Annotated in this window: 26 protein-coding genes, 5 tRNA genes, 1 riboswitch and 3 other annotated features; of the genes, 30 read left to right on the forward strand and 1 reads right to left on the reverse strand. The window is 30.0% G+C overall.

All coding sequences use genetic code 11. The features are described from left to right. The first annotated feature begins 138 nt into the window (after positions 1 to 138). The 13 genes from ACJDT4_RS14705 to ACJDT4_RS14765 all read left to right on the forward strand — a co-directional run bounded on the left by ACJDT4_RS14705 (position 139) and on the right by ACJDT4_RS14765 (position 7,697). Positions 139 to 405, forward strand: coding sequence for an alpha/beta-type small acid-soluble spore protein (locus ACJDT4_RS14705; protein WP_406788333.1), 267 nt, complete (start codon positions 139 to 141; stop codon positions 403 to 405). 75 nt (positions 406 to 480) lie between these two features. After that, positions 481 to 1,227, forward strand: a complete 747-nt coding sequence (locus ACJDT4_RS14710) for a class I SAM-dependent DNA methyltransferase (protein ID WP_406788481.1) — start codon at positions 481 to 483, stop codon at positions 1,225 to 1,227. 25 nt (positions 1,228 to 1,252) lie between these two features. Next, positions 1,253 to 2,146, forward strand: coding sequence for an Hsp33 family molecular chaperone HslO (hslO, locus tag ACJDT4_RS14715; protein WP_406788334.1), 894 nt, complete (start codon positions 1,253 to 1,255; stop codon positions 2,144 to 2,146). A gap of 77 nt (positions 2,147 to 2,223) precedes the next feature. Further along, a tRNA-Val gene (locus ACJDT4_RS14720) sits at positions 2,224 to 2,299 on the forward strand. Between the two features lie 9 nt (positions 2,300 to 2,308). Then, positions 2,309 to 2,385: transfer RNA gene (locus tag ACJDT4_RS14725), tRNA-Asp, on the forward strand. 12 nt (positions 2,386 to 2,397) lie between these two features. After that, positions 2,398 to 2,473: transfer RNA gene (locus tag ACJDT4_RS14730), tRNA-Phe, on the forward strand. Positions 2,474 to 2,477: 4 nt separating this feature from the next. After that, positions 2,478 to 2,552, forward strand: a tRNA-Gly gene (locus ACJDT4_RS14735). A 5-nt stretch (positions 2,553 to 2,557) separates the two neighbouring features. Then, a tRNA-Cys gene (locus tag ACJDT4_RS14740) sits at positions 2,558 to 2,631 on the forward strand. 79 nt (positions 2,632 to 2,710) lie between these two features. Next, complete coding sequence (locus tag ACJDT4_RS14745; protein WP_406788335.1) at positions 2,711 to 3,133, forward strand: MarR family winged helix-turn-helix transcriptional regulator; 423 nt, start codon at positions 2,711 to 2,713, stop codon at positions 3,131 to 3,133. Positions 3,134 to 3,213: 80 nt separating this feature from the next. Continuing rightward, positions 3,214 to 3,882: an alpha/beta hydrolase gene (locus ACJDT4_RS14750; protein WP_406788336.1), complete on the forward strand. Its 669-nt coding sequence runs from the start codon at positions 3,214 to 3,216 to the stop codon at positions 3,880 to 3,882. Between the two features lie 18 nt (positions 3,883 to 3,900). Continuing rightward, positions 3,901 to 4,065, forward strand: a complete 165-nt coding sequence (locus ACJDT4_RS14755) for a hypothetical protein (protein WP_406788337.1) — start codon at positions 3,901 to 3,903, stop codon at positions 4,063 to 4,065. A gap of 206 nt (positions 4,066 to 4,271) precedes the next feature. After that, positions 4,272 to 4,461, forward strand: a riboswitch (M-box (ykoK) riboswitch). 308 nt (positions 4,462 to 4,769) lie between these two features. Then, a complete protein-coding gene (gene mgtA / locus ACJDT4_RS14760; RefSeq protein ID WP_406788482.1) occupies positions 4,770 to 7,295 on the forward strand; it encodes a magnesium-translocating P-type ATPase in 2,526 nt (841 codons plus the stop codon). 207 nt (positions 7,296 to 7,502) lie between these two features. Continuing rightward, positions 7,503 to 7,697, forward strand: a complete 195-nt coding sequence (locus ACJDT4_RS14765) for an alpha/beta-type small acid-soluble spore protein (RefSeq protein WP_406788338.1) — start codon at positions 7,503 to 7,505, stop codon at positions 7,695 to 7,697. Between the two features lie 74 nt (positions 7,698 to 7,771). Here the strand turns inward: ACJDT4_RS14765 and ACJDT4_RS14770 are convergent, their stop codons facing one another. Beyond that, positions 7,772 to 8,470 carry a DUF6873 family GME fold protein gene (locus ACJDT4_RS14770; RefSeq protein WP_406788339.1) on the reverse strand — a complete coding sequence of 233 codons (699 nt, stop codon included), beginning with the start codon at positions 8,468 to 8,470 and terminating at the stop codon, positions 7,772 to 7,774. A 126-nt stretch (positions 8,471 to 8,596) separates the two neighbouring features. On the opposite strand from ACJDT4_RS14770, the gene ytxC reads away from it, so the two are divergent. From ytxC to ACJDT4_RS14855, 17 genes are all read left to right on the forward strand, one after another. After that, positions 8,597 to 9,493: a putative sporulation protein YtxC gene (ytxC, locus tag ACJDT4_RS14775; protein WP_406788340.1), complete on the forward strand. Its 897-nt coding sequence runs from the start codon at positions 8,597 to 8,599 to the stop codon at positions 9,491 to 9,493. A 72-nt stretch (positions 9,494 to 9,565) separates the two neighbouring features. After that, positions 9,566 to 9,800: a binding site (T-box leader), on the forward strand. A 59-nt stretch (positions 9,801 to 9,859) separates the two neighbouring features. Further along, positions 9,860 to 11,773: a threonine--tRNA ligase gene (thrS, locus tag ACJDT4_RS14780; RefSeq protein WP_406788341.1), complete on the forward strand. Its 1,914-nt coding sequence runs from the start codon at positions 9,860 to 9,862 to the stop codon at positions 11,771 to 11,773. Between the two features lie 38 nt (positions 11,774 to 11,811). Further along, positions 11,812 to 11,927: a sequence feature (ribosomal protein L20 leader region), on the forward strand. Positions 11,928 to 11,962: 35 nt separating this feature from the next. After that, entirely contained in the window at positions 11,963 to 12,490 is a 528-nt protein-coding gene (gene infC, locus ACJDT4_RS14785) for a translation initiation factor IF-3 (protein WP_406788342.1), read from the forward strand. 19 nt (positions 12,491 to 12,509) lie between these two features. Then, a complete protein-coding gene (gene rpmI, locus ACJDT4_RS14790; protein WP_406788343.1) occupies positions 12,510 to 12,707 on the forward strand; it encodes a 50S ribosomal protein L35 in 198 nt (65 codons plus the stop codon). Positions 12,708 to 12,735: 28 nt separating this feature from the next. Beyond that, positions 12,736 to 13,095: a 50S ribosomal protein L20 gene (gene rplT / locus ACJDT4_RS14795; RefSeq protein ID WP_406788344.1), complete on the forward strand. Its 360-nt coding sequence runs from the start codon at positions 12,736 to 12,738 to the stop codon at positions 13,093 to 13,095. A gap of 74 nt (positions 13,096 to 13,169) precedes the next feature. After that, a complete protein-coding gene (locus ACJDT4_RS14800; RefSeq protein ID WP_406788345.1) occupies positions 13,170 to 13,958 on the forward strand; it encodes a TrmH family RNA methyltransferase in 789 nt (262 codons plus the stop codon). 53 nt (positions 13,959 to 14,011) lie between these two features. Then, positions 14,012 to 14,225, forward strand: a binding site (T-box leader). 57 nt (positions 14,226 to 14,282) lie between these two features. Further along, positions 14,283 to 15,302: a phenylalanine--tRNA ligase subunit alpha gene (pheS, locus tag ACJDT4_RS14805; protein ID WP_406788346.1), complete on the forward strand. Its 1,020-nt coding sequence runs from the start codon at positions 14,283 to 14,285 to the stop codon at positions 15,300 to 15,302. 14 nt (positions 15,303 to 15,316) lie between these two features. Further along, positions 15,317 to 17,695, forward strand: a complete 2,379-nt coding sequence (gene pheT, locus ACJDT4_RS14810) for a phenylalanine--tRNA ligase subunit beta (protein WP_406788347.1) — start codon at positions 15,317 to 15,319, stop codon at positions 17,693 to 17,695. A 170-nt stretch (positions 17,696 to 17,865) separates the two neighbouring features. Then, positions 17,866 to 18,513 (forward strand): cell division protein ZapA, encoded by a 648-nt coding sequence (locus tag ACJDT4_RS14815; protein WP_406788348.1) that lies wholly within the window; start codon positions 17,866 to 17,868, stop codon positions 18,511 to 18,513. A gap of 96 nt (positions 18,514 to 18,609) precedes the next feature. Next, positions 18,610 to 19,761 carry an aminotransferase class V-fold PLP-dependent enzyme gene (locus ACJDT4_RS14820; protein WP_406788349.1) on the forward strand — a complete coding sequence of 384 codons (1,152 nt, stop codon included), beginning with the start codon at positions 18,610 to 18,612 and terminating at the stop codon, positions 19,759 to 19,761. Next, positions 19,754 to 20,851, forward strand: coding sequence for a hypothetical protein (locus tag ACJDT4_RS14825; RefSeq protein ID WP_406788350.1), 1,098 nt, complete (start codon positions 19,754 to 19,756; stop codon positions 20,849 to 20,851). The genes ACJDT4_RS14820 and ACJDT4_RS14825 overlap by 8 nt, the downstream gene beginning before the upstream one ends. A 17-nt stretch (positions 20,852 to 20,868) precedes the next feature. Next, entirely contained in the window at positions 20,869 to 21,147 is a 279-nt protein-coding gene (locus ACJDT4_RS14830; protein ID WP_406788351.1) for a putative Se/S carrier protein, read from the forward strand. A gap of 111 nt (positions 21,148 to 21,258) precedes the next feature. Beyond that, on the forward strand, positions 21,259 to 22,014 hold the full coding sequence (locus ACJDT4_RS14835) for a glycosyltransferase family 2 protein (RefSeq protein WP_406788352.1): 756 nt from the start codon (positions 21,259 to 21,261) through the stop codon (positions 22,012 to 22,014). A gap of 13 nt (positions 22,015 to 22,027) precedes the next feature. Further along, complete coding sequence (locus ACJDT4_RS14840; protein ID WP_406788353.1) at positions 22,028 to 22,765, forward strand: glycosyltransferase family 2 protein; 738 nt, start codon at positions 22,028 to 22,030, stop codon at positions 22,763 to 22,765. Positions 22,766 to 22,841: 76 nt separating this feature from the next. Further along, positions 22,842 to 23,915: a DegT/DnrJ/EryC1/StrS family aminotransferase gene (locus ACJDT4_RS14845; RefSeq protein WP_406788354.1), complete on the forward strand. Its 1,074-nt coding sequence runs from the start codon at positions 22,842 to 22,844 to the stop codon at positions 23,913 to 23,915. A gap of 51 nt (positions 23,916 to 23,966) precedes the next feature. After that, positions 23,967 to 24,764 carry a hypothetical protein gene (locus ACJDT4_RS14850; RefSeq protein WP_406788355.1) on the forward strand — a complete coding sequence of 266 codons (798 nt, stop codon included), beginning with the start codon at positions 23,967 to 23,969 and terminating at the stop codon, positions 24,762 to 24,764. Further along, complete coding sequence (locus ACJDT4_RS14855; RefSeq protein ID WP_406788356.1) at positions 24,757 to 25,575, forward strand: glycosyltransferase; 819 nt, start codon at positions 24,757 to 24,759, stop codon at positions 25,573 to 25,575. Before ACJDT4_RS14850 ends, ACJDT4_RS14855 begins: the two co-directional genes overlap by 8 nt. The last annotated feature ends 82 nt before the right edge of the window (positions 25,576 to 25,657 follow it).

Raw genomic sequence — 25,657 nt, forward strand, 5'->3', positions numbered from 1 at the left:
TTAAGGCATAATGCTGGTAATGTGCCCTTATAGGGCTTAAGGAAAAACCACCAGCTAAGCTGGTGGATATTTATTTTGAATAAAATATTAAATCATGAAAAATAATATATATTATATATTATTTTGGAGGTAAACAACATGGGGAAAACACCACTAAAGAAAGTTATTAAATCAAAATTAAAATCAAATAGAAAATTGACAACACTTGAAGAGCAAAGAGAAAAGATGAAATATGAGATTGCAGCCGAATTAGGGCTTAAGGATAAAGTTGATAAGCTTGGATGGAGTGCTCTTACATCAGAGGAGACGGGAAGAATTGGTGGTATAATGACAAAAATGAAAAAGAAGCTTAATATTCCTAAAAACGATGAGATATTAAATAGCGAGTACTATGATAAAAATTAATTAAATATTATATTTGATTATTGTGTGTAAAACCTATATTATATAGAGTGGAATGTTTTTATGAAAGGTGATTTTATGGAATATAATAAAGATTTTGCACACATTTATGATGAACTTATAAATCCAGATATAGATTATGAAAAATGGGCTCAATACATATACAGCACATGTGCAAATTATGGAGTAAAATTTGATAAATATCTTGACCTTGCTTGTGGTACAGGTAATTTGACAGAAAATATGTGCACAAAATTTAAAGATGTATGGGCAGTTGATATTTCAGAGGATATGCTTTGTGAAGCAGAAGAAAAATTTAGAAATAAGGGATTTAGAGCAAGATTTATTTGTCAAGATATATCTAAGCTAAATTTAAATATGAAATTTAATTTGATTACTTGTTGTTTAGATTCAACAAATTACATAACAAGTGAAAGAGATTTAAAGAGTTACTTTAGTCAGGTTGAAGAGTTGCTTGAAGACGAGGGATTATTTGTATTTGATGTAAATTCATATTATAAATTAACTAAAATCTTAGGAAATAATACTTTTGATTTTGATAATGACGATGTAGTTTATGTATGGGAAAATAGCTTAGAAGATAATATTGTAAGCATGTACTTAATGTTTTTTATTAAGAAAGAAGGTAATGCTTATGAGCGATTTGATGAAGAACATCAAGAAAGAGCTTATACTGAAGAACAATTAGAAAGATACTTAGATGAAGCAGGACTTTCTGTTATAAAGAAAGTAGATTGTTATGAAGAAAGAAATATAAGTAATATCACAGAAAGAATAACTTATATAGTAAAAAAGAGTAATTAATATTAACTAAATTGGAGGTTTTTTTATGGCAGATAAATTAATAAGAGCTGTTGCTAAAAATGGTGAAGTAAGAATAGCAGCGGCTATTACAACAGAACTTGTAAATAAAGGAGTTGCTATACATAAATGTGCACCTACTGCGGCTGCGGCACTTGGAAGGATGCTTACAGCTGGTTCTCTTATGGGCTCAATGCTTAAAGGAGAAAAGGATGTTTTGACATTAAAGATAAATGGTGGGGGAATAGCTAAAGGCGTAACTGTAACAGCTTATAGCGATGCTCACGTTAAAGGCTTTATAGGAAATCCTAATGCTGATTTACCAGCTAATAAGCTTGGTAAACTTGATGTATCAGGCATAATTGGGAAGCAAGGCAACCTCAGTATAGTCAGGGATATGGGACTTAGGGAGCCATATGTTGGTCAGGTTCCGATTTATACAGGAGAAATTGGTGATGATATTGCTTATTATTACGCATCTTCTGAGCAAGTACCTTCGGCAGTTGGATTGGGAGTTTTAGTAGATAAAGATTTATCTATAAAAGCCGCAGGTGGATTTATAATACAAATGATGCCAGGAGCAGATGAATTAGCAGCGGATTTAATAACTTATAGATTGCAAGAAATACCATCTATAACCGAGCTTATAGGCTCTGGAAAATCCATTGAGGAAATTTTAGAATTTATATTTGAGGGGATGGATTTAAAAATATTAGATGAAAGTTTAGTGCCAGAATATAGATGTGATTGCTCAAAGGAAAGGGTAGAAAGAGCACTTATGAGTATAAGCATGAAGGATTTAGAGGAAATATACAATGAGGGTAAACAAGAGGAGGTTTTATGTAACTTTTGTGACCAAAGGTATATTTTCACACATGAGGATATAGGTGAACTTATTGAAAAAAAGAGAAAAATCAAGTAAAGTAGTATTGACATGCCAGGAAAAGTAATATATAATATTACTTGTCTTGGCAATGAATAATTGTTGAGTATAGTTGTGGGCGCTTAGCTCAGCTGGGAGAGCATCTGCCTTACAAGCAGAGGGTCACAGGTTCGAGCCCTGTAGTGCCCACCACAATTTTACGGCTTGGTAGCTCAGCTGGTTAGAGTGCTGGCCTGTCACGCCAGAGGTCGAGGGTTCGATCCCCTTCCAAGTCGCCAATTAAATTGAATGGCCAGATAGCTCAGTCGGTAGAGCAGAGGACTGAAAATCCTCGTGTCCCTGGTTCGATTCCTGGTCTGGCCACCATTTTGCGGGAGTGGCTCAGTGGTAGAGCGTCACCTTGCCAAGGTGAACGTCGCGAGTTCGAATCTCGTCTTCCGCTCCAATAATGGCGCTATAGCCAAGTGGTAAGGCAGAGGTCTGCAAAACCTTTACCCCCAGTTCAAATCTGGGTGGCGCCTCCAAATATCTAAAATTGTCTGCATCTAGTATGCAGGCAATTTTAATTTGACAATACTTTGATATCAAAGTATAATATGGATTATGAATACAGATAATACAATAAATCTAATTGGAAGAATTAGAGATAAGGCTAATAAATTTCTATTAAAAAAGTTACAAGAATTAGGATTAAAAAATGTTGCACCTTCTCATGGAGATATTTTAGCTGTTTTATTTAAATATGAGGAAGCAACTATGACTGAAATAGCAGAGCTTATTCATAGAGATAGGTCTACTGTAACTGCTTTAGTCAATAAATTAATTGTGCTTGGATATATTTCAAGTAGAAAGGATCCTAATGATAACAGATCTAGTATTATATGTTTAACAGAAAAAGGAAAGGAGTTAAAACTAGGTTTTAAAGAAATTTCTGAGGAACTTTATATGATTGAATATAAAGGAATTTCAGAAGAAGAAAAGATAGTATTTCGCAGAATATTACAAAAGGTTTATAATAACTTTTAAAAGCTTATTTTTTTAACAATATACTTTGATATCAAAGTATATGATGAAAATTAATTTTTATATAAATAGAGGAGCATAGTATGGATATTAGACGAGAAACAATTGAAGGTAATGGATTCAAAGTGCCGTGTATAACTTTAACACCGGCAACTATAAAAGGAGCAGCAGTTGTAATTCATGGTTACGGTGGCTGCAAGGAAGAACAACTAGGTTTAGCTTATAGAATATCAGAAGTTGGGTTAAAAACCTGCGTTATTGATTTTAGAGGTCATGGTGAACATAATTTAAGTTTAGACGAAAACTGTATATTAGATGTAGAGGCTGCAATTGAATTTTGCAGAAATTTTGGAAGAGTAGTTGCTATTGGGCATTCTTTAGGAGGAAGACTTGCGTTAATAAGTAGTGCAGATTATTCTATAGGAATATCACCTGCAATCAGTCCGATTTTTGGTGATGAAACTCAAAACAAATTAAAAATTATGAGAGGTTATAGAGTTAAGGAGGCATACTTTGGAAAAATAAATGGAGCCATTGAAAAACTGCCTGCATTTAACTTTAAGGATGATCCACAAAAATCTATAATTTATGCTGAAAGGGATGTACCAGAAATAGAACATATATGTTCTAACTTTAAAGCAAAGAATTCTTCTGTTATAAAAATAAAAGAAGCGATGCATAACGATATCTTTACGCTTGAAGCTACATTCGAAAGTGTAATTAGTCAGGTGAAAATGTATTTTAAAGATTAAGCAGAATGATAACAAGAATTGAGATGGTTCAGTGAAGAAAATTACATATGTTTAGGAGTAAGATTTGGTGCAGGTCCAAGAGATGGATTGATGATAGTTGTTACGAAAAAAACAGGTAAGTCAGTTCGTACTATTAGGACATTTATTGAAGTGGTTGCACTTATAATTGGCTTAATTTTATGAGGTTCTGCTGGAACAGGAACTATTATAATGGCAGTTTTAGTTGGATTTTTTATACAATTTGTTTTTGAAATATTTAATTTTGATGTGAAAAAATTTCAGCATAGATTGATTTGTTGATGAGAGTATCGAGTTATTTAATAGTAGTAAATTAAAAAAAGTATTTACAAGTTGGGTAAAAAGGAATAATATATTAAATGAAATAAAATTAAATATCTCGTTAGGTGAGGTTACTACATGGATATACGCTACTGCCCAGAAATGTCGAGAGACGCCTATGGGTCAGCAGGTACTACCGAATTAAGGTTTTACTTAATGTAGCTGACTACATTCATATTAGTTATGAATGCTTATGCTCAAAGCTGTGTAGTGCTAAAACTCAACGAATGGAGAAAGTAAACATAAAATATGTTTTTTTTGTTGTGATTTTTAATCTCTTCATTCGTTGTGATGGGGAGATTTTTATTTTTGTATAAATATGATAAGGAGGTGGTTACTCATGGAAGATGGTCCTGATGAAGATAAGTTTAAAATTGAAAAAGAAATTTTTATCGTTATTCTAGTGAGTAACTGCCGCAAGAATAACGATGCCTGGAGATAAATCATTTGAAACTCCAAACTTATTTGTGCCAAAATGCCGTTTCCTGGACATTATGGTACGAATAAGTTTGTGTAGTTGAAACGATTTATCTAAAGAGAAGGAGGTTATCGTTATGGAATTAAGAAAGATAATAAGTAAATTTGATATAGCTTTACAAGGTTTATCAGAACAAGAGGCTGAGAGCAGATTACAGAAGTATGGGTTTAATGAAATAGGAACTGAGAAAAAGAAATCGTCATTTCAAAGACTCTTTGAAAATTTAAAAAATCCTCTTGTAATATTATTAGGTGTACTTGCATTAATATCATATATTACTGGAGATTTAAGGGCAGCTTTAGTTATGTGTGCAATGGTACTTTTAGGTGTGGTTTTAAAGTTTGTACAAGAGATGAAGGCAGATAATTCTGCTGAAAAACTTAAAGCAATGGTAAATATAACTGCTACAGTTATTAGAGATGGAGAAGAAAAAGAAGTGCCTTTAAAAATGTTAGTCCCAGGTGATATTGTTCATTTGTCATCAGGGGATATGATACCAGCAGATGTTGAAATTTTAACTTCTAAAGATTTGTTTATTAATCAATCTGCACTTACAGGTGAATCGCTTCCGGTGGAAAAGTTTTTAACAGAGGACGAATATAAAAATCCCCTTGAAAATCCAAAGTTGTGTTTTATGGGGTCTAATGTTGAAAGTGGAACAGCAATGGCAATTGTTACCACGACTGGGAGTGAAACTTATTTTGGACAGTTAAGTAGTAAAATTACTGAAGAAAGAGAAGCGACAAGCTTTGACAAAGGTGTTAACAAATTTACATGGCTCATGATTAAATTAATTTTTGTTTTAGCTCCAATTGTATTTTTAATCAATGGAGTAGTTAAAGGAAACTGGTGGGAGGCTTTCTTGTTTGCAATTTCAGTTGCAGTGGGATTAACTCCAGAAATGCTTCCTATGATAGTTACTGTAAACTTATCAAAAGGTGCCATATCAATCTCTAAAAAAAAGGTTATAGTAAAAAAGTTAAATGCAATACAAAACTTTGGAGCTATGGATATATTATGTACAGATAAAACGGGAACAATAACTTGTGGCAGGGTTGTTTTACAAAAGCATATAAATATATATGGCGAAGAAAGTGAAAGAGTACTTAAATATGGATATATGAATAGTTTCTATCAGACAGGCTTAAAAAATCTTATGGATATAGCTATACTTGAACACAGAGATGATGGAGAAGATTTTAACATTGAAAATAAGTATGAAAAAATCGATGAAATTCCATTTGATTTTATGAGAAAAAGAATGTCTGTAGTTGTTAGAAATAAGAGGATGGAAGATGTTTTAATTTGTAAAGGTGCAGTTGAAGAAATTTTAAGCTTATGCAATAAATATGAAACAAAAGAGGGTACAGAGCCTTTTATAGGAAAGATGACAGAAGAAATTACGAGGATAGTTACAGATTTAAATAAAGAAGGATATAGAGTTATAGCTGTAGCATATAAAAACTCAAAGAATTACAAAAAGGAATACTCAACTCATGATGAAAGTAATCTTACTCTTCTTGGGTTTATGGCATTTTTAGATCCACCAAAGGAAACATCAAGAGAAGCAATTGAAAGGTTCCATAAGAATAGTGTTGCTGTAAAAGTACTTACAGGGGATAATGATATAGTAACAAAGAATATTTGCGAAGAAGTGAATTTACCTGTTGATTCAATTTTACTTGGGAGTGATATTGATGAAATGTCAGATGAAGAATTAGCTGATGCAGCAGAAAAAACTACTGTATTTGCCAAACTTTCTCCAATGCATAAAGAAAGAATCATAAAAGCGCTTAAGATCAAAAATCATGTTGTTGGTTTTATGGGAGATGGAATAAATGATGCACCAGCACTTAAGGCAGCTGATGTTGGTATTTCAGTAGATACAGCTGTGGATATTGCAAAGGAATCTTCGGATATAATACTTCTTGAAAATAGCCTTTTAGTACTTGAAGAAGGAGTTATTGAGGGAAGAAGAGTATTTGGAAATATTGTAAAGTATATAAAAATGACTGCAAGTTCAAATTTCGGAAATATGTTTAGTGTTATTGGAGCAAGTATATTCGTACCGTTTTTGCCTATGATGCCAATACAAGTGCTTACAAATAATTTACTTTATGATATATCTCAAACTGCTATACCAACAGATAAAGTTGATGACGAATGGATTGAGAAACCAAGAAAGTGGTCTGTTGATGAAATTAAAAGATATATTTTTCATATAGGTCCTATTAGTTCAATATTCGATTATACTACTTATTTTATTATGTTGTTTGTATTTAAGGCATGGAATAATCCAGCTTTATTTCAAACGGGCTGGTTTTTAGAATCACTATTTACTCAAACACTTATAATTCATATAATTAGAACAAATAAAGTGCCATTTATTCAAAGTATGGCAAGCAAGCCTTTGATAATAACTTCTGTTTTAATTATGGCTTTTGGTATGCTTTTAGTTAATTCTCCGCTAGGAAGTGCTTTTGGGTTTATAAAATTGCCTATATTATATTATCCTTTATTAGCACTAACATTATTAAGTTATGTAGTATTAACTCAAAGAATAAAGACATGGTATATAAATAAATATGCTGATTAAAAACAGCATTTGATTTAATAAAATAGCCTTTCAGATAAAGTTTAAAAGGCTATTTTTATAGTATATTTAAATTTTGCTTGAAAAATATTGGTATATAGGCATAGCTTGGTTATACTTCATTTAATTTAATAGCGTATTTTTCTTAAAATGGAGCAAACTTATATCGTAATGAAAATTACAAATATTTATTAAGAGGAGGAATTAACTATGTCATCAAGAAACAGTAACTTAGTACCTGAAGCAAGAGAAGGATTAGATAAATTTAAAATGGAAGCAGCAAGAGAAGTTGGAGTAAATCTTAAAGAAGGATATAATGGAGATCTTACTTCAAGAGAAAATGGTTCAGTTGGAGGCCAAATGGTTAAGAAAATGGTTGAAAACTACGAAAATGGCTTAAAGTAATTAAAAACCATAAAAAATTTAAGATGATTTTGTCAATAAAAGCCGGTATGACTTCATGTCATATCGGTTTTGTTTTAGAAATATAGTATACTTCCTCTATCCACTAATTTACTATCGCTAAGATAAAGTGGAGTTAGGTTATATTTTTTTATAAAAGAAAGCACCTCATCCCCATATTTGTAATTTTTTAAGTTTCCATAAAATGCTATAGTATTATGATCTAAAAGACCGCAGGTACCTCCAATAAATCCATAATCAAAGTCAGTAAGATCAATATCACCTTTAGGCAAAAAAAGTACATCTAACCCATTTTTACTTGCAGCTTGTGATATTCCAGAGTCATTGGTAATTATAGCAGTATCACTTATTACTGCTGTAGAACATTTTGTATAACCTTGTTTTACATTAATTAAGCATTTATAAGAAATTTTTTTATAAAGGTTGTCATCAGTATATTTAAGATTATGTATAAAAAAGTTCTTTAAATTTACAGCATTAAGAATTATATCGTACGGATATTTATCTTTAATATCGTTTTTTGATTTTATAATATTTAAATTTAAGCCTTCAAGAGTGCTAATAAATTCATAAGGCATATCTTTGTGCACAATAGCAGTGCTGTTATCAAGCATGCATAATTGAATATCAGGATGCCCTGAAATGGAATTATATACGGTTTTGCATGGAGGAGTGGTTAATACATTATAGCCCATTTTTAACAGTGATATTTTTTCTTCTTCCTTTATTCTATAGTCTACAATTACGTTTTTCAAATTAAACACCTCTAGAAAAATTATAATATAAATAGTATTTAGACACAAACTAAATAAATTTTTTTAATAATGGCGTATATACTTGCATTTTAAACACATACTAACATTACGAAAGGAGTGCTGAAAATGCTTCTTGAAACTGTAGTATACGATGATAAATTGGATAATATAATAAAAAACATAAATGAAATTAAGTATACTTTTGAAAGCAGTAATGTAGCTATTGGAATATCGGAAAGTGTAGAAAATGATTTGCATTATGTTAAAATAATATGTAGTGATAAGGATTATAGTGAAAAAATAAAAAGTAAGTTTTATATATATTTTGCTGAAGAACTGTATAAGTATATTGCCGGTGATTTTTGCAAGAATAAGTTGAGAGAGTTAGTTAAAGAGTCTTACTTTTTTTTAAATCCTGATGAAATTGATGATGTATGTAAGAAATGCAGTAGAATTATATTAAATTATGAAACTATTAATGATAGCAATATTTCATATATTAATATGGTAAATAGCATAGTAAATAAGATTATCGAGTGCATAAAGGAAAATGATGAAATAAATATAAATGGATTTACAACTTTTAGAATGAAGAATATAGAAAAAGACTTTTGCAACATTATAGATAAAATAATAGAAAATTATATGGTTGAAAAAGAATATGATGAGTTTATAAAGCTTCTAAAGTATTTTGTTGATATACAGGATAGCAAAATTGATGAGTTGAATATATACGTTGATAGAGAAGGAAAATATATGCTTAGGGATATGGATGGAAATAACATTGAAAATAAAATGATAGATGAGCTATGTGATGTAAATGTTAGTGGAGTAAACTTGGATGATGTGCTTATAAGCGGCTTAATAACTCTTTCACCTGAAAAAATTATTATACATTGTAGAGAAAGCTTCACCAACAAAGAAATTATTCAAACTATAATGAATGTGTTTGAAAATAAAGTTTTTTTCTGCGATGATTGTAAAATGTGTAAGGAATTAAAAAGAAACTTAATTAGACAATGATTGGAAAAAGACGTTGACTTATAATAATTTTTATATTATAATACTCTTAACATCTAGATGTTATTTATATAGTTAAAGATTATGATAAGGAAGAGTAGACAAATTACAGTTAAAAGAGATAGAAATCCATGGCTGAAAGATTTCTTTAATATGAATTGTTGAAAACCACCTTAGAATTATATGCTGAATTTAGTAAGCATTTTCGCATATCTGCGTTATAGATTTGAGTGAAAGGTTATACATAAAATACTAATGTATTAGTATATACCTTTAAGTTGGGTGGAAACACGGTAAGCTCGTCCCATATAGGGATGTGCTTTATTTTTTTTGTAAAAATAAATATATTGAGATATAGGAGGAAAAAGGATGATAAAAATAACGCTTAAAGATGGAAAAGTAATGGAATTTGAGAATCCTGTTACTGCTGCTGAAGTTGCAAAAGCAATAAGTCCTAGTTTATACAAAAAAGCAATTTCAGTAAAAATTAATGGTAAAAGGGATGAATTAATGACAACCATTAATAAAGACAGTGAACTTGAAATATTAACTTTTGATGATGAAGATGGAAAGTGGACTTTAAGACATACTGCTTCACATATACTTGCTCAGGCAATAAAAAGATTGTATCCTGATGTTAAATTAGCTATAGGACCTGCAATAGCAGATGGATTTTATTATGATTTTGATGCTGATTTTTCGTTTACAGATGAAATGTTTCCTAAAATAGAAAAAGAAATGGAAAGAATAATAAAACAAAATATAAAACTTGAAAGATTTGAACTTCCAAGAGAAGAAGCAATAAAATTTATGGAAGAAAAGGGAGAACCTTATAAGGTTGAGTTAATAAAGGATTTGCCAGAAGGAGAAACGATTTCCTTTTATAAGCAGGATGATTTCACAGATCTTTGTGCTGGTCCTCATGTTGAATCTACTGGAAAGGTAAAAGTTATTAAGATTCTTTCAGTTGCAGGTGCTTACTGGAGAGGAAATGAAAAGAATAAAATGCTCCAGAGAATTTATGCAACAGCATTTACTAAAAAAGAGGATTTGGATGCTTATCTTAATATGCTTGAAGAAGCTAAAAAGAGAGATCACAGAAAAATAGGAAAAGAACTTGATCTATTTAGTATACATGAAGAGGGACCTGGATTTCCATTCTTTCATCCAAAGGGAATGGTTGTGAGGAATATTCTTGAAAACTATTGGAGAGAAGTTCATACTAAAGCAGGATACGATGAAATAAGAACTCCTATTATTTTAAATGAAGAATTATGGCATCAATCAGGACACTGGGATCATTATAAAGAAAATATGTATTTTACTAAAATTGATGAAGAGGATTATGCTATAAAGCCAATGAACTGTCCAGGGTCGATTCTTGTTTATAAAAATGCAATTCATTCCTATAGAGAACTTCCAATAAAACTTGGAGAACTTGGACTTGTTCATAGACATGAAAAGTCAGGAGCACTTCATGGACTTATGAGAGTAAGATGCTTTACTCAGGATGATGCACATATATTTATGACAAGGGAGCAAATTACAGAGGAAATATTAGGCGTAGTTAAGCTTATAGATTCTTTCTATAAAGTGTTTGGATTTGAATATTATGTAGAGCTTTCAACTAGACCAGAAGATTCTATGGGAAGCGATGAAGATTGGGAAATAGCTACAAATGGTCTTATTAATGCCCTTAAGGCTGCAAACCTTGATTACAAAGTGAATGAGGGAGATGGAGCTTTCTATGGTCCTAAGATTGATTTTCACTTGAAAGATTGTATAGGAAGAACTTGGCAGTGCGGTACTATACAACTTGATTTACAGATGCCTGAAAGATTTGATCTTAACTATGTTGGCGCTGATGGTGAAAAGCATAGACCAGTTATGGTTCACAGAGTTGTATTTGGAAGTATAGAAAGATTTATAGGAATACTTATAGAACACTATGCAGGGGCATTCCCAACATGGCTTGCACCAGTACAAGTTAGAGTTCTTAATATAACAGATACACAGATTGATTATGTTGATCGTGTAGTAGCTCAACTTAAGGATGCAGGAATAAGAGTTGAGAAGGATATAAGAAATGAAAAGATAGGATATAAGATAAGAGAAGCTCAACTTCAAAAGATACCTTATATGATTGTAATTGGAGATAAGGAAATGAAAGAAGGCTCTGTAGCTATCAGAAGTAGAAAAGATGGCGATTTAGGAGCTATGAACTTAGATGATTTTATATTCAAGATTAATGCGGAAGTTAAACAAAAAATAAATTCACTATAATGTTTGACAAAATATAATACTAATGATATAATAAGTTTTGTGTTAAGTAGGAACTGGCCGTTTCTCACCTTGCAGCGCAGCTAGTAAGGTTATATATGTTAATTATTATTTAGTATATTACAGAGCGGCTTTTTAACCGCTCTGTTTTTATTTTAATGTTGATATTTTAATATTACATAGTTTTCGGAGGTGAAAGTTATAAGTAAGAATAAAAATTTTCTTGTAAATGGAGAAATAAGGGAAAAGCAAGTTAGAGTTATAGGTGATGATGGTTCACAATTAGGTGTTATAAATACACGTGATGCTTTGAAGATAGCAGAAGAAAAAGAACTTGATTTAGTAGTTATATCGCCTACTGCAGTTCCTCCAGTTTGTAGAATAATGGACTTTGGTAAGTTTGTATATGAACAAACTAAAAAGGAAAAAGAAAACAAGAAGAACCAAAAAGTAGTCAACATTAAGGAAATAAGATTAAGTGCAACTATTGAAGAACATGATATTGAAATTAAAGCAAATAATGCTTCTAAGTTCCTAAAGGCTGGAGATAAAGTAAAGGTTACAGTACGTTTTAAAGGAAGGCAAAATGACTATGCCTTCAAAGGAAATGATATTTTAAACAACTTCTTTGCTAAAGTTGGAGGAGATGCTGTAATTGAAAAGCCAGCAAAATTAGAAGGTAGAAATATGACAATGGTATTAGCACCTAAAAAAGCATAGAAATAGGAGGAGTTACATTATGCCAAAAATGAAGACTAACAGAGCAGCTGCCAAGAGATTTAAGCTTACTGGTACTGGAAAGTTAAAAAGAGCTAAGGCTTTTAAAAAGCATATATTAACAAAAAAATCTGCAAAAACTAAGAGAAATTTAAGAAGTACAGCTTATGTATCAGAAACACAAGAAAAAACAATGAAAAAATTGTTACCATACCTATAGTAGGAAAGGTTTTAAGGAGGTTTACTAAATGGCTAGAGTTAAAAGAGCGGTTAATGCTCGTAAATATCATAAAAAAATATTAAAACTTGCTAAAGGATACTATGGTGGCAAGAGCAAGTTATTTAAAACAGCAAATGAAACAGTTATAAGAGCACTTAGAAATGCTTATGTTGGAAGAAGATTAAAGAAGAGAGATTTTAGAAAACTTTGGATAGCAAGAATTAATGCTGCTACAAGAATAAATGGTCTTTCTTATTCAAAATTTATGAATGGAATTAAACTTGCTGGAATAGGCATGAATAGAAAAATGCTTTCAGAAATAGCTATAAATGATCCAAAAGCTTTTTCTGAGTTAGTTGAAATAGCAAAAAAGCAAATTAGTGCTTAATTAGAGTGCAGCCATAGGGCTGCATTTTTGCTAAATATATAAAAACTCCATAAAACTAAAAAGGGCTTGATAGTATGGAAGTAATAAAAAGCAAAGAAAATAATCTTATTAAAGAAGTAAGGAAGTTAAAAGAGAAAAAATATAGGGATTTGAATAAAAGTTTCTTAATAGAGGGATTCAGATTTGTAGAAGAAGCCCTTAAATCTAATTTTGAAGTGAAGTATGTATTTATTTGTGAGAAACAAAAAGAAAAATTCCAAAGATTAGGATTCGAAAATTTAATAGATAAAACTACAAAAAGTTTTGAGGTTTCGGAAAGTGTTTTAAATACTATATCTAGTACAGAAACACCTCAAGGTATAGTTGCTGTAGTTAAAAATAAGATAAGCAATTTGCAAATTAAGAATGGTTTCTATATACTCATAGATAAAGTGCAGGACCCTGGAAATATGGGAACAATAATAAGAAGTGCAAATGCATCAGGGGCACTTGGAGTGATAATTACAAAAGGTACTGTAGATACATATAACAATAAAACTTTAAGATCAACTATGGGGTCTATCTTTAAAATTCCAATTATTTTTGAAGATTCTGATTTTAATAATGTAAAAAAATTAAAAGAAAATGAATTTAAATTAATAACAAGTTCTTTAAATACTGAGTATAATTTTTATGATATAGATTTAAAGGGCAAAGTTATAATTGCAGTTGGAAATGAAGGCAATGGTATAAGTAAAGATATATTTGGACTTAGTGATATCAGCGTTAAAATACCTATGCCTGGAAATGCTGAATCCTTGAATGTTGGGGTTGCTGCCTCTATAATGATGTTTGAAGCTGTAAGACAAATTAAAATTGAATAAAAAACTTGAAAAATATAAAATTGGTGTTATAATACATATTAAAAGTTAAAATATATTAAATGTTGATAGAGAGAGTAGATTTAAAACAGCTTTAAGGGAGAAAAGATCACTGACTGAAAGTCTTTTTAAGCGATTTTTATTTTGAAGTTCACTCTGGAGTTCTGTTTGGGAAATATTTTATAGAGTATCAAACAGCGGTTATTCCGTTAGAAAATGAAGTGGGTTTATCCAATTTGGGTGGTACCGCGGAGTTAATCCGTCCCTTTTATTAGGGGCGGTTTTTTATATTTTAATTAAAAAGTATAGGAAGGGAGAAAATATTTTATGAAAGAAAAATTAGAGGCAATAAAAAATAGTGCTCTTGAAGAACTAAAAAAAGCTATTAGTAAAACTGAGATTGAAAGTATAAGAGTAAAATATCTTGGGAAAAAGGGAGAGCTTACTCAAATACTTAGAGGTATGGGAGGTTTAAGCGCAGAGGAGAGACCTGTTATTGGAAAGATTGCTAATGAAGTAAGGAGCAGCCTTGAAGAGTTTATATCAGAAACTTCAAATAAGATAAAAAAAGCGGAAAAAGAAAATAAGTTGAAGGATGAAGTTATAGATATATCTATGCCGGGTAAAAAAAAGTTTATAGGGCATAGACACCCAACGGATTTAACCTTAAGAGCAATTGAAAGTATATTTATGGATATGGGCTTTGTAATAGAAGAAGGTCCAGAAGTAGAATATGATAAGTATAATTTTGAAATGCTGAACATACCTAAGAATCATCCAGCAAGAGGAGAGCAGGATACATTTTACATAAATGATGATGTAGTTTTAAGAACTCAAACTTCACCGGTGCAAGTAAGAACTATGCTTAATCAGAAACCTCCTATAAAAATGATTTCACCTGGAAAGGTTTATCGTTCTGATGCTGCAGATGCAACCCACTCACCAATATTTTATCAAGTTGAAGGCTTGGTTATAGATAAGGGGATTAGATTTTCTGATTTAAAAGGAACTCTTGAAATGTTTGCAAAGAGAATGTTTGGAGAAAATACAAAAATGAAATTTAGACCACATCATTTTCCATTCACTGAACCATCTGCTGAGTCTGATGTTACATGCTTTGCGTGTGGTGGAAAAGGCTGTAGTGTTTGCAAAGGAGAAGGATGGATAGAGCTTTGGGGCTGCGGTATGGTACATCCTAATGTTTTAAGAAACTGTGGAATAGATCCTGAAGTTTACAGCGGCTTCGCATTTGGCTTGGGACTTGATAGAATGGTTATGCTTGATCACTATATTGATGATATAAGACAGCTTTATGAAAGTGATATGAGATTTTTGGATCAATTTTAGAGGAGGATTAAAAGATGAAAGTACCTTATATATGGCTTAAAGATTATGTAGATATTGATATAAATGCAAAAGAACTTGGAGATATGCTTACACTCTCAGGTTCAAAACTTGAAGAAGTAATAACAAGTGGAGAGGAAATACAAAATGTAGTTACTGGAAAATTACTTAAAATAGAACCTCATCCAGATGCAGAAAAGCTAGTTATATGTCAAGTTGAAGTTGGAAAAGAGGAACCAATACAAATAGTTACAGGAGCTAATAATATGGCAGAAGGAGATATAGTACCTGTAGCGCTTCATGGATCAACACTTCCAGGAGGAGTTAAAATAAAAAAAGGTAAATTAAGAGGAGTATTATCCAATGGAATGATGTGTTCGGCAGAGGAAATTGGAGTTACAGAAGAACATCCAGTACATGGACTTATGATTTTGGATAAAGATACTGAAGTAGGAAAGGATATAAAAGAAGTTCTTGGACTAGACAATCCAGTTTTAGATTTTGAAATAACTTCAAATAGACCAGATTGTTTAAGTATTGTTGGAATGGCTAGGGAAACAGCTGCAACACTTAATACTAAATATAGAAAGCCTAAATTTGATTTTACTGAAGCTAAAGGAAATAACATTAAAGATGAATTAACTGTTGAAGTTAAGGATAAACTTTGCAAAAGATATATGGCGCGTATTGTTAAAAATATAAAGATAGAGCCTTCACCAGCTTGGATGCAGGAAAGACTTAATCTTGCCGGTGTAAGACCAATAAATAACATAGTTGATATAACTAATTTTGTTATGATTGAACTTGGTCAGCCAATGCATGCTTTTGATAAGAGAATGATAAGTTCAAATAAAATAGTAGTTGAAAGAGCTAAAGCTGATGAAAAATTCACAACTTTAGATGGAACAGAAAGAACTTTAACTGAAAACCAGCTTATGATAAAAAATGGAGATAAAAGCGTTGCTATTGCAGGAATAATGGGAGGACTAAATTCAGAGGTAACAGAAGATACAAAGGAAATAATATTTGAATCGGCTAATTTTGATGGGACTAATATAAGAATATCTTCTCAGAAATTAGCACTTAGAACTGAAGCTTCTGGAAGATATGAAAAAGATCTTGATCCTAATCTTTGTATGGAAGCTTTAAATAGAGCTTGCAATTTAATACAGGAACTTAATGCAGGTGAAATTGAAGAAGGGGTTATTGATGTATATCCTGAAAAAGTTACTGAGAATTATGTTGAAGTAAACTATAATTGGGTAAATGAATTTTTAGGAACAAAGCTTTCAAAGGAAGAAATGAAAGGTTACTTGGATAGATTAGAGCTTGATACTGAAATAAATGGTGATACATTAAAAGTTTTATCTCCAACCTTTAGAAATGATATAAATATAAGAGAAGATATTGCAGAAGAAATTGCCAGAATATATGGCTATAATGTTATTGAATCTACAGTTATACAATCGCCAAGTATAAGAATGGGAAAGAGCAGGAAGCAAGTAATAAAAGATATGGCTGTTGAAAGTTTACTTGCTTCAGGATTAAACGAGTCCATAAGCTATTCATTTATAAGTCCTAAGGTCTTTGATAAGATTCTTCTTCCCAAAGATAGTGAACTTAGAAATGTTGTTAAAATAAGAAATCCATTGGGAGAAGATTTTAGTGTAATGAGAACAACTACTCTGCATTCAATGATGGAATGTCTTCAGAGAAATTACAGCAGAAATAATGAATTTGCAAGGTTGTTTGAAATTGGAAAAGTTTATATACCAGCTTCAGGTGAGGGGAAAATTCCAGAAGAAAAAAATGTTATAACTGTAGGAATGTATGGCGGCGTAGATTATTTTGATTTAAAGGGTATAATTGAAAACTTGCTAGAAATACTTGGAATAAAAAATGTAGCGTATGTTAGAGAAAGTGAAAACCCAACCTTCCATCCAGGTAAAACTGCTTTAGTTATGCTTAAAAATAAATGTCTTGGTGTTATAGGAGAAATACATCCAGATGTAGCTGAAAATTATGAAGTTGAGGAAAGATGTTATATAGCAGAATTAAATCTTGATGAACTCATAGAAAATGCAGCAACTAAAAAAGAATATGAACCAATTCCTAAATTTCCAGCAGTAACAAGAGATATGGCAGTTATAGTTGATGAGAATATACTAGTACAGCAAATAGAAGATATAATTAAAAGACAGGGAAGCAGTATACTTGAAAGTTATAAACTATTTGATGTCTATAAAGGTAAGCAGGTTCCAGAAGGCAAAAAGAGTGTAGCATATTCAATTACTTATAGAGATAAAAATAAAACTCTTACAGAAAAAGAAGTTGAAAAAGTTCATAATAAGATCGTAAATACCCTTAAGCATTTAATTGGTGCAGAATTAAGATAATAATAAGAAAGTGAAAGTACTAAAAATTACTTTCACTTTCTTATTTTCCAATACTTAAATATGTGTTAAAATAAATATAAAAGACTTTTCAGATATATAGTTTTTAAAAAGCTAAATTGTATTATATAAAGTAAAATGTTTAACTATATATAGAATTGAAGGTGTTATATATGAATGTAATTACCATAAAGATAAATGGTATAGAATACTCCTTAAGAGGAGAGGAAAAAGAAGAGTATTTAAGAACAGTAGAAAAATATGTTGATAAAAAAATTAAAAACATAATGGAGAATAATGAGAAACTTAGTACAGCAGATGCGGCTATTTTGACTGCACTTAATGTTGCGGATGACATGTTTAAAACAGGCTATGAAAATGACGAATTAGTTGATCAAGTAGAAATTTATAAAAAACGAGAAAGTGATTTAAAGAGTGAACTTCAAAAATCCAAAAATGAAATTGAGGAAATAAAGAAAAACAATCAAATTGAATGTGATAAGTTAAATGAAAGTTTATTGAAATCCAATAATGAGAAAAATGAACTTTTAGCTGAAATTAAGGAACTCAAAGCGTTAAAGGAAAAAGATGTCCAAGTTGAAGAACTTACTGAGCAGCTTGCACTTATGGAAAATGAGATAAAGAAATATAAAAGCATGTATGAAAAATGTGCTAGCGAAAATAAGGATTTTAAGTTTACAATACATAGCTTAAAATACAAGGTTATAGATTTAGAAAATAAATATCTTGAAAATCAAATAGATTTGGCAAAGACGAAAAAGCAGATAGTTAAAGATTTAAAAGAAAATAGAAAAAAATAAAAACCTATTCTAAAGAGTAGGTTTTTTTACTTTTTGGTATTAAGCTTGCAACTCATTTCATAAGATAAAATGAATAATTATTTTAGGTGGGTTATTATGATATATTTCGATAATGCTGCAACTACTTTTCCAAAACCAGATACGGTTTATGAGGCAGTTATGGAATGCATGAAAAATTATGCTGCTAATCCTGGAAGAGGATCATATGATATGGCTGTTAGGGCATCTAAAAAGGTGATGGAAACTAGAGAAGAAATTGCTAAGCTTTTTAATGTATCAAATTTATTCAATATAATTTTTACGTCAAGTGCTACGGAAGGACTTAACATGGGTATAAAAGGTATACTTAAAAGAGGTGATCATGTAATTACAACCGCTATGGAACATAATTCTGTACTTAGACCCATAAATTATCTTAGAAAAAAATCCGTAAAAAGCAGCATAGTTGGGGCTGATAAATATGGTTTTGTAAGTCTTAAAAATATAGAGAAGCAAATAAGAGTAAATACAAAGATGATTGTAGTAAATCACGTTTCAAATGTAACTGGAAGTATTCAAGATATAGAAAGAATAGGTGAAATTGCAAGGAGATATGGAGTTATTTTCATGGTGGATGCTTCCCAAAGTGCCGGCGTTATAAATATTGACGTTAATAAATGCAATATAGATGTTATGGCATTTTCAGGGCATAAAGGGCTTTTAGGACCTCAAGGGACAGGAGTGCTTTATATAAGGGAAGGTTTGGAGGTTTCAGAATATAAAAGCGGAGGAACTGGTAGTAATTCTTATTCCATGCATCAACCGAAATTTCTTCCAGATAAATTTGAAAGCGGAACATTAAATACACCTGGTATTGCTGGATTATATGCTGGTGTTAGATTTATAAAGGAAATTGGTATGGATAATATAAGAAAACATGAGCTTGAGCTTACGGAAGCACTTCTTAAAGAATTGAAAAAGAGAGATTATATAATTTTATATGGCAGAGAGGATATGGAAGATAGAAGTGCCGTTGTTTCTCTAAATGTAGATGGTGTGGATAGTTCAGATACTGCTGCTATGCTTAATTCAAAGGGCATAGGAGTTAGAAATGGATATCACTGTGCACCGCTAGTACATGAAGTAATTGGCACTAAAAATAGAGGTACTGTAAGAGTAAGTCCGGGATATTTTAATACCCTTGAAGAAATAGAGAGGCTTGTAAAGGCTTTAGATGAAATTCATGGAGGGATAACTCAAAATGAGTGATATTGAAGATTGGGTAAGAGAATATGTAGTTAAAACCGGAATAACCCATGAGGAAGTTGTAAAAAAGGCTCTAGAATTTTATAAAGAAAGTGTGGAAAATAATATAGAATTTAGCGATTATAAAGCCGGAAAAGAATTAAGAAACTTTTTTTATAATATAAGAAGAATATATAGTGAAGCAGCAAATAGTAAGAGTCAGTTTCATGGTAAAGATCAAAAGGCAGAGGAAAGTAAAATTAAGAATGATACAGTATCTAAAAATAAAGTAGTAACTAAAGAAAGTCCTAAAGAAAATTCTTTTAAGGTTAGTTGTGAGATTATAGAAAAGTCAGATGAGAAGGAAAATTATTTAAAGGGAATACAAAATGTAAGTCCAGATTTAATGAGTGTAATATTAAGTGAAGAAACTTACGTTTTGAAGATGATACAAAATAAGGTTAATTATGCAACTGCCATAATAAGTTTTGAAAAGGATGAGAAGGATTTGCAACAGTACGCATTTATACATTATGTAGATTTTTTAGACAGCAAGTATAAAAAGCTTTATTCAAATATAGAAAAGGAAATAGTTGAAATAGCTAAAAAGAATAATGTAAACAATGTTGATAGGATAGTTAATGGAGAGTATATTGAGCAATTTAAAAGTATTGGCTATAAAGAAATATATAAGAATTACAGCATAAAAATAAATATTGAAAACAGCAGATTAAGAGGAATAAATGAATATGCAAAGAATACTCGAAATCATGTAAGCAGCAAATGCGTTCCGATTTTTAGAATGGGACCTAAGCGGTTTAAGGAGAATGCGGAGCCAAATAGTTTATATAAGTTTTCTACAAGTTACGGCAAGTTTTACGCAAAAATAACTATAAAAAATGAAAAATGTTATGCAAAATTATATTTAGATGAAAATAAGATAAATAGAATAACATATCTTAAAAATGTATATTACACATTTATAAATGATTTATATAAAAATGGTGTAAAAATAATATATACATTAGTAGGACAAAAGCATATAAATATATTGAAGAGCAATTGTGACGTAACTACGATAAAGGAATGGATATGGATAAGAAAATCGTTATAAATTAAGGGGCTGATATATTGCGTGAAACAAAAGTTTTAGAAAATGAATATCTAGCAGTTTTTAAATCACAAAATCATGCAATTTACTTATATGGAATATTGATTAAAAAGGGAATACAGACCAAAATAATTCAAACTCCATGTAAGATTTCTACTTCATGTACTCATAGTATTAGATTTAGTGAAGAATATATGGATACAGTAAAAAAAGAAATAATAGATAGCGGAATAAAAATAAGAGGTATATATAAGATAACAAACTATAAAGGAAAAAAAGATTATGAAAAAGTTTATTAATTTAAAGATGGTTAAGGCCATCTTTTTTTGTAACAAGTTTTTTTGCAATTACGTATAATGTATACTACTTGGCATGCATAAAACATTATTAATAATAAGAAGTGATAGAAAATGATATTTAAGGTTAAAGATGAAAAAAAAAGCATTTTAGATTTACGCAAAAAGTTTAAAGATTGTAATAAACCTGGTGTTTCTATGATTGTTTCAACTAATAAAATAAAATATATTAAGAATATATTTACAAATTATTTGAGATGTAATTATGCAAACAAAGAATTGATAATAATACTTAATAATAATAAATTGAATATAGATGACTACAACAAAGAAGCCGAAAAATATAAAAATATAAGGGTATACCAGCTTGATGAGGATATAAGTCTTGGATATTGCATGAATTATGGTGTGGAGGTTTCAAAATATAATTATTTAGCTAAAATAGATGATGACGATTATTATGGAGAAAATTATATTCTAGATGCTGTAAATACATTTAGATATACTGATGCAGATGTTATAGGAAAAGCTTCGTATTTTGTTTATTATGAAAAATATAATTCCATAGGAATAATGAATGCAAATTATAATGATAAGTATACTCCTTATATTGCAGGTTCTACTTTTGTTATAAAAAGAAAAGTTTTTGAAAAGGTTAAGTTTAGGGATATGAGCCTTAGTGAAGATTCATATTTTATTAGTGATTGTGTAAAAGCTAATATAAATGTATATTCAGGGCATAGGTATAATTATGTTTATATAAGACATAGAGAATTATCAGATCATACCTGGAAAATAGAAACTAGAAGTTTATATAACATTACAAAAAAGATAAATTGCAATAACAATTTGTCAATTGTAAAGGTGTAGGTGGTGAAGCTTTATGAAGACAAGCATAATTATCCTAACACATAATGGATTAAGCTATTCCAGAAGCTGTATACAAAGTATAAGAAAATATACTGAAAAAGATTACGAACTTATAGTAGTCGATAATAATTCAACTGATAATACAAAAAATTGGCTTAGTACACAAAAAGATATAAAAGTTATATATAATAGTGAAAATTTAGGATTTCCAAAGGGCTGTAATCAAGGAATAAGTGCAGCTTGTGGTGACGATGTACTTTTATTAAATAATGATGTTATTGTGACTCCTAATTGGCTTAAAAATTTAAGAAGATGCTTATATAGCAATAGAGATATAGGAGCAGTTGGACCCATTACAAACAAGTGCTCTAATGCTCAAAGCATAAGTGTGCCATATGATTCAATAAATGGGGTATTGAAGTGGTGCAAAAGATATAATGTATCTGATCGGAATAAATGGGAGTATAGAAATAGACTCGTTGGATTTTGCTTTTTTGTAAAGAAAGAAGTAATAGAAAAAGTTGGCTTTCTTGATGAAAGATTTTCACCAGGAAATTATGAAGATGATGATTATTCAATTAGAATTAGAAAAGCTGGCTATAAGCTTATTCTTTGTAAAGATACCTTTATATATCATTATGGTGGAGTATCTTTTTCAAAATACAATTACTTAAAGCTTCTTGAAATAAACAAAGATAAGTTTGAGAAAAAATGGGGAGCTAAATATAATGAAATATTTAATTGTAAGTAATCATTATATATTTGTGGAATATAAGTATACTTATGCATAACATGAAAGTATGGAATGTGTAAGGAGTGATGAAAATATGATTAATGTAACCAAAACCTATATTCCTTCACTTGATAAATATAGTGTGTATTTAAAAAAAATATTTAGCGATGGCATTATTACAAATAATGGTCAATTTTTGAGAAAATTGAAAAAGGAATTAGAGAATTATCTTGGAGTTAAAAATATATTGTTAGTTCAAAATGGCACTTTAGCGCTTCAAATTGCATACAAGCTATTGGAACTTAAAGGAAATGTAATAACAACCCCTTTTACATTTGTAGCAACTGTAAGTAGTCAGGTATGGGAAGGGTTAACTCCTAAATTTGTTGATATTAACAGTGAAACTTTAAATCTAGATGAAAGGCTAATAGAAAAAAACATATCACATAGTGTGTCAGCAATTGTTCCAGTTCATGTATTCGGAAATGCCTGTGAAGTAGAATATATAGATAAAGTTGCTAAAAAACATGGAATTAAGGTTATATATGATGCTGCACATGCTTTTGGTATTAAGTATAAAAATAAAAGTATATTAAATTATGGGGATATATCTATAATGAGTTTTCATGCTACTAAAATCTTTCATACAATAGAAGGTGGAGCACTTGTAATTAAAGATGACGAGCTTTATAAAAAGGCATGCCTTATGATTAATTTTGGTATAGATGGACTTAATAGTATAAATAATCTTGGAATAAATGCAAAAATGAATGAATTAGAGGCTGCCATGGGTTTATGTATTTTAGATAGTATAGACGAAATAATTGATAATAGAAAAAATGTATATGAATACTATATGAATCATTTAAAAGGTAATATAGTTTTTCAAAAGCACAATGAAAGTTCTTCGTTTAATTATAGTTATTTCCCAATTATATTGAGTAATGAAGAAAAAGTAGTTAAATTGGTAAAGGCTCTTTCTAGTGAAAATATAAATCCAAGAAGGTACTTTTATCCAAGCTTAAGTACTCTTCCATACCTCATAAATAAATCAAATGTGCCAATAGCAGATGATATAGCTAAAAGAGTACTTTGTTTACCTTTTTATGATTCTATTAAAGTAGAAGAGCTTAAGACAATAGTAGATATAGTAAATAAAAATGTATAAAATTAGTTTTAATAAAAGTTTATTTAACTTTTTACTGGAGGGTAATAAGAGGTGGAGAAAATACCTTGTGTTGTTTTAGTTTATTACAATGTTGATATTATAAAAGAATCATTGGATTTTTTACTAAAATTGGGAGATCAACTTGAGTTTTTTGTAATTGAAAATAGAAGTGTAAATACAGAAAAAGAAATAAAGCCTTATTTAATGAATCTTTTAAATACCCAACAAATTTCTATGTACGTAGAATTTATGGCGAATATAAGTAATAATGCTGTTGAAGAGTTCTTTCAATCAAATTTAATTGATTTGTATAAATATAAGAATATAGTTATAACAGATGGGGATATAAAAGGTAACTCTTTAGGATGGTTAGATGAAGAAAGAAATATTTTAAACAGGCATAGTGAAATTTTAGTCTGTGGGGTAGATCTTATAAGTGATAATTTACCTTTGAGACAATTTAAAGATGCAGTAAATTGGATACCAAAGCCTATAAATATATGCCATGACTATATTGAGTGCCCTACAGGTGCTCACCTATTGCTTATGAAAACAGAAGATTTAAGAAAATTTTTAAAGTATATGAATGATAAAAAGTTAAAATTTAAAGATTCTGTAATGTTAGATTATTGTTATAATGTTTTAGGAAAAAGATGGGCAAAAACTAAAGTTAATAAGTTTATTCATTTAACTTGGAATATATATTCTAGGTTAAACAATCCTTATACAAAATACAAACTATCTAAATCACATGATGAATTTTGGAGTCATGACAAATACTGTGATTTTGTTGTGCATACGTTAAACAGTGATAAATATATAAAATATAAGGTGATAAAAAATGAATGAAAATATAAAGGTAAGCGTACTTCTTATAACCTATAATAATTCTAAGTTTGTAAAGCAGGCTATTGAAAGCATTCTTATGCAAGTTACTAGTTATAAATTTGAAATTGTTGTAACTGATGACTGTTCTAAGGATTCGACTTTAGAGATTATAAAACATTATAAAAATATGTATCCAGAAAAAATAATGATATTAGATAATAAAAAAAATGTAGGGATAACTAAAAATTATGAAAGAGGGTTCAAGAGGTGTAGTGGAGAATATATTGCACTTTTAGAAGGTGATGATTATTGGGTATCTCCACATAAACTTCAGATACAAACTGATTTTTTAGATTCTCATAAAGAATATTCGGGAGCACTTAATAGGTATGTAATGTATGATATGGATAACAATGTGTCTAGAAAAACGTATTCCTGTAATAATTTGAAATATGTAACTATAAGAACTGAGGATTTGATAAAATCAAATTTAATTGGAAACTTTTCATCATGTATCTATAGAAATGAGTTTGTAAAAAGGTTAGACCCAGTGCTTTTTGATATGGAAGTGTATGATTGGATGTTTAATATTGCAATATCTCAAAAAGGACCTATAGCATATTTACCAGAGGTTACTTCTGTTTATAGAATTCACAGTAATGGGGCATGGAATGGAAAAAGTAGAGAGGATAAAGTGAAATCTATTATAAAGTCTTGCGATGATTATAATAAATTTTTACGCTATAAGTATAATGATTACTTTGTAGCTAATAAAGCATTGTATAAAAAGCAATTGGAAGAATTTAATGGTAAGTCTAAAACTGAAGATTAGAATAAAAAAGGATACTGAGTATCCTTTTTTATTTAATGTTGTAAATTATAAAAATCTACTAGCATAACATATAACTATAAGA

Origin of the sequence: Clostridium neuense, assembly GCF_045310695.1 — a bacterium.
In the GTDB taxonomy this organism is placed as follows: domain Bacteria; phylum Bacillota; class Clostridia; order Clostridiales; family Clostridiaceae; genus Clostridium_S; species Clostridium_S neuense.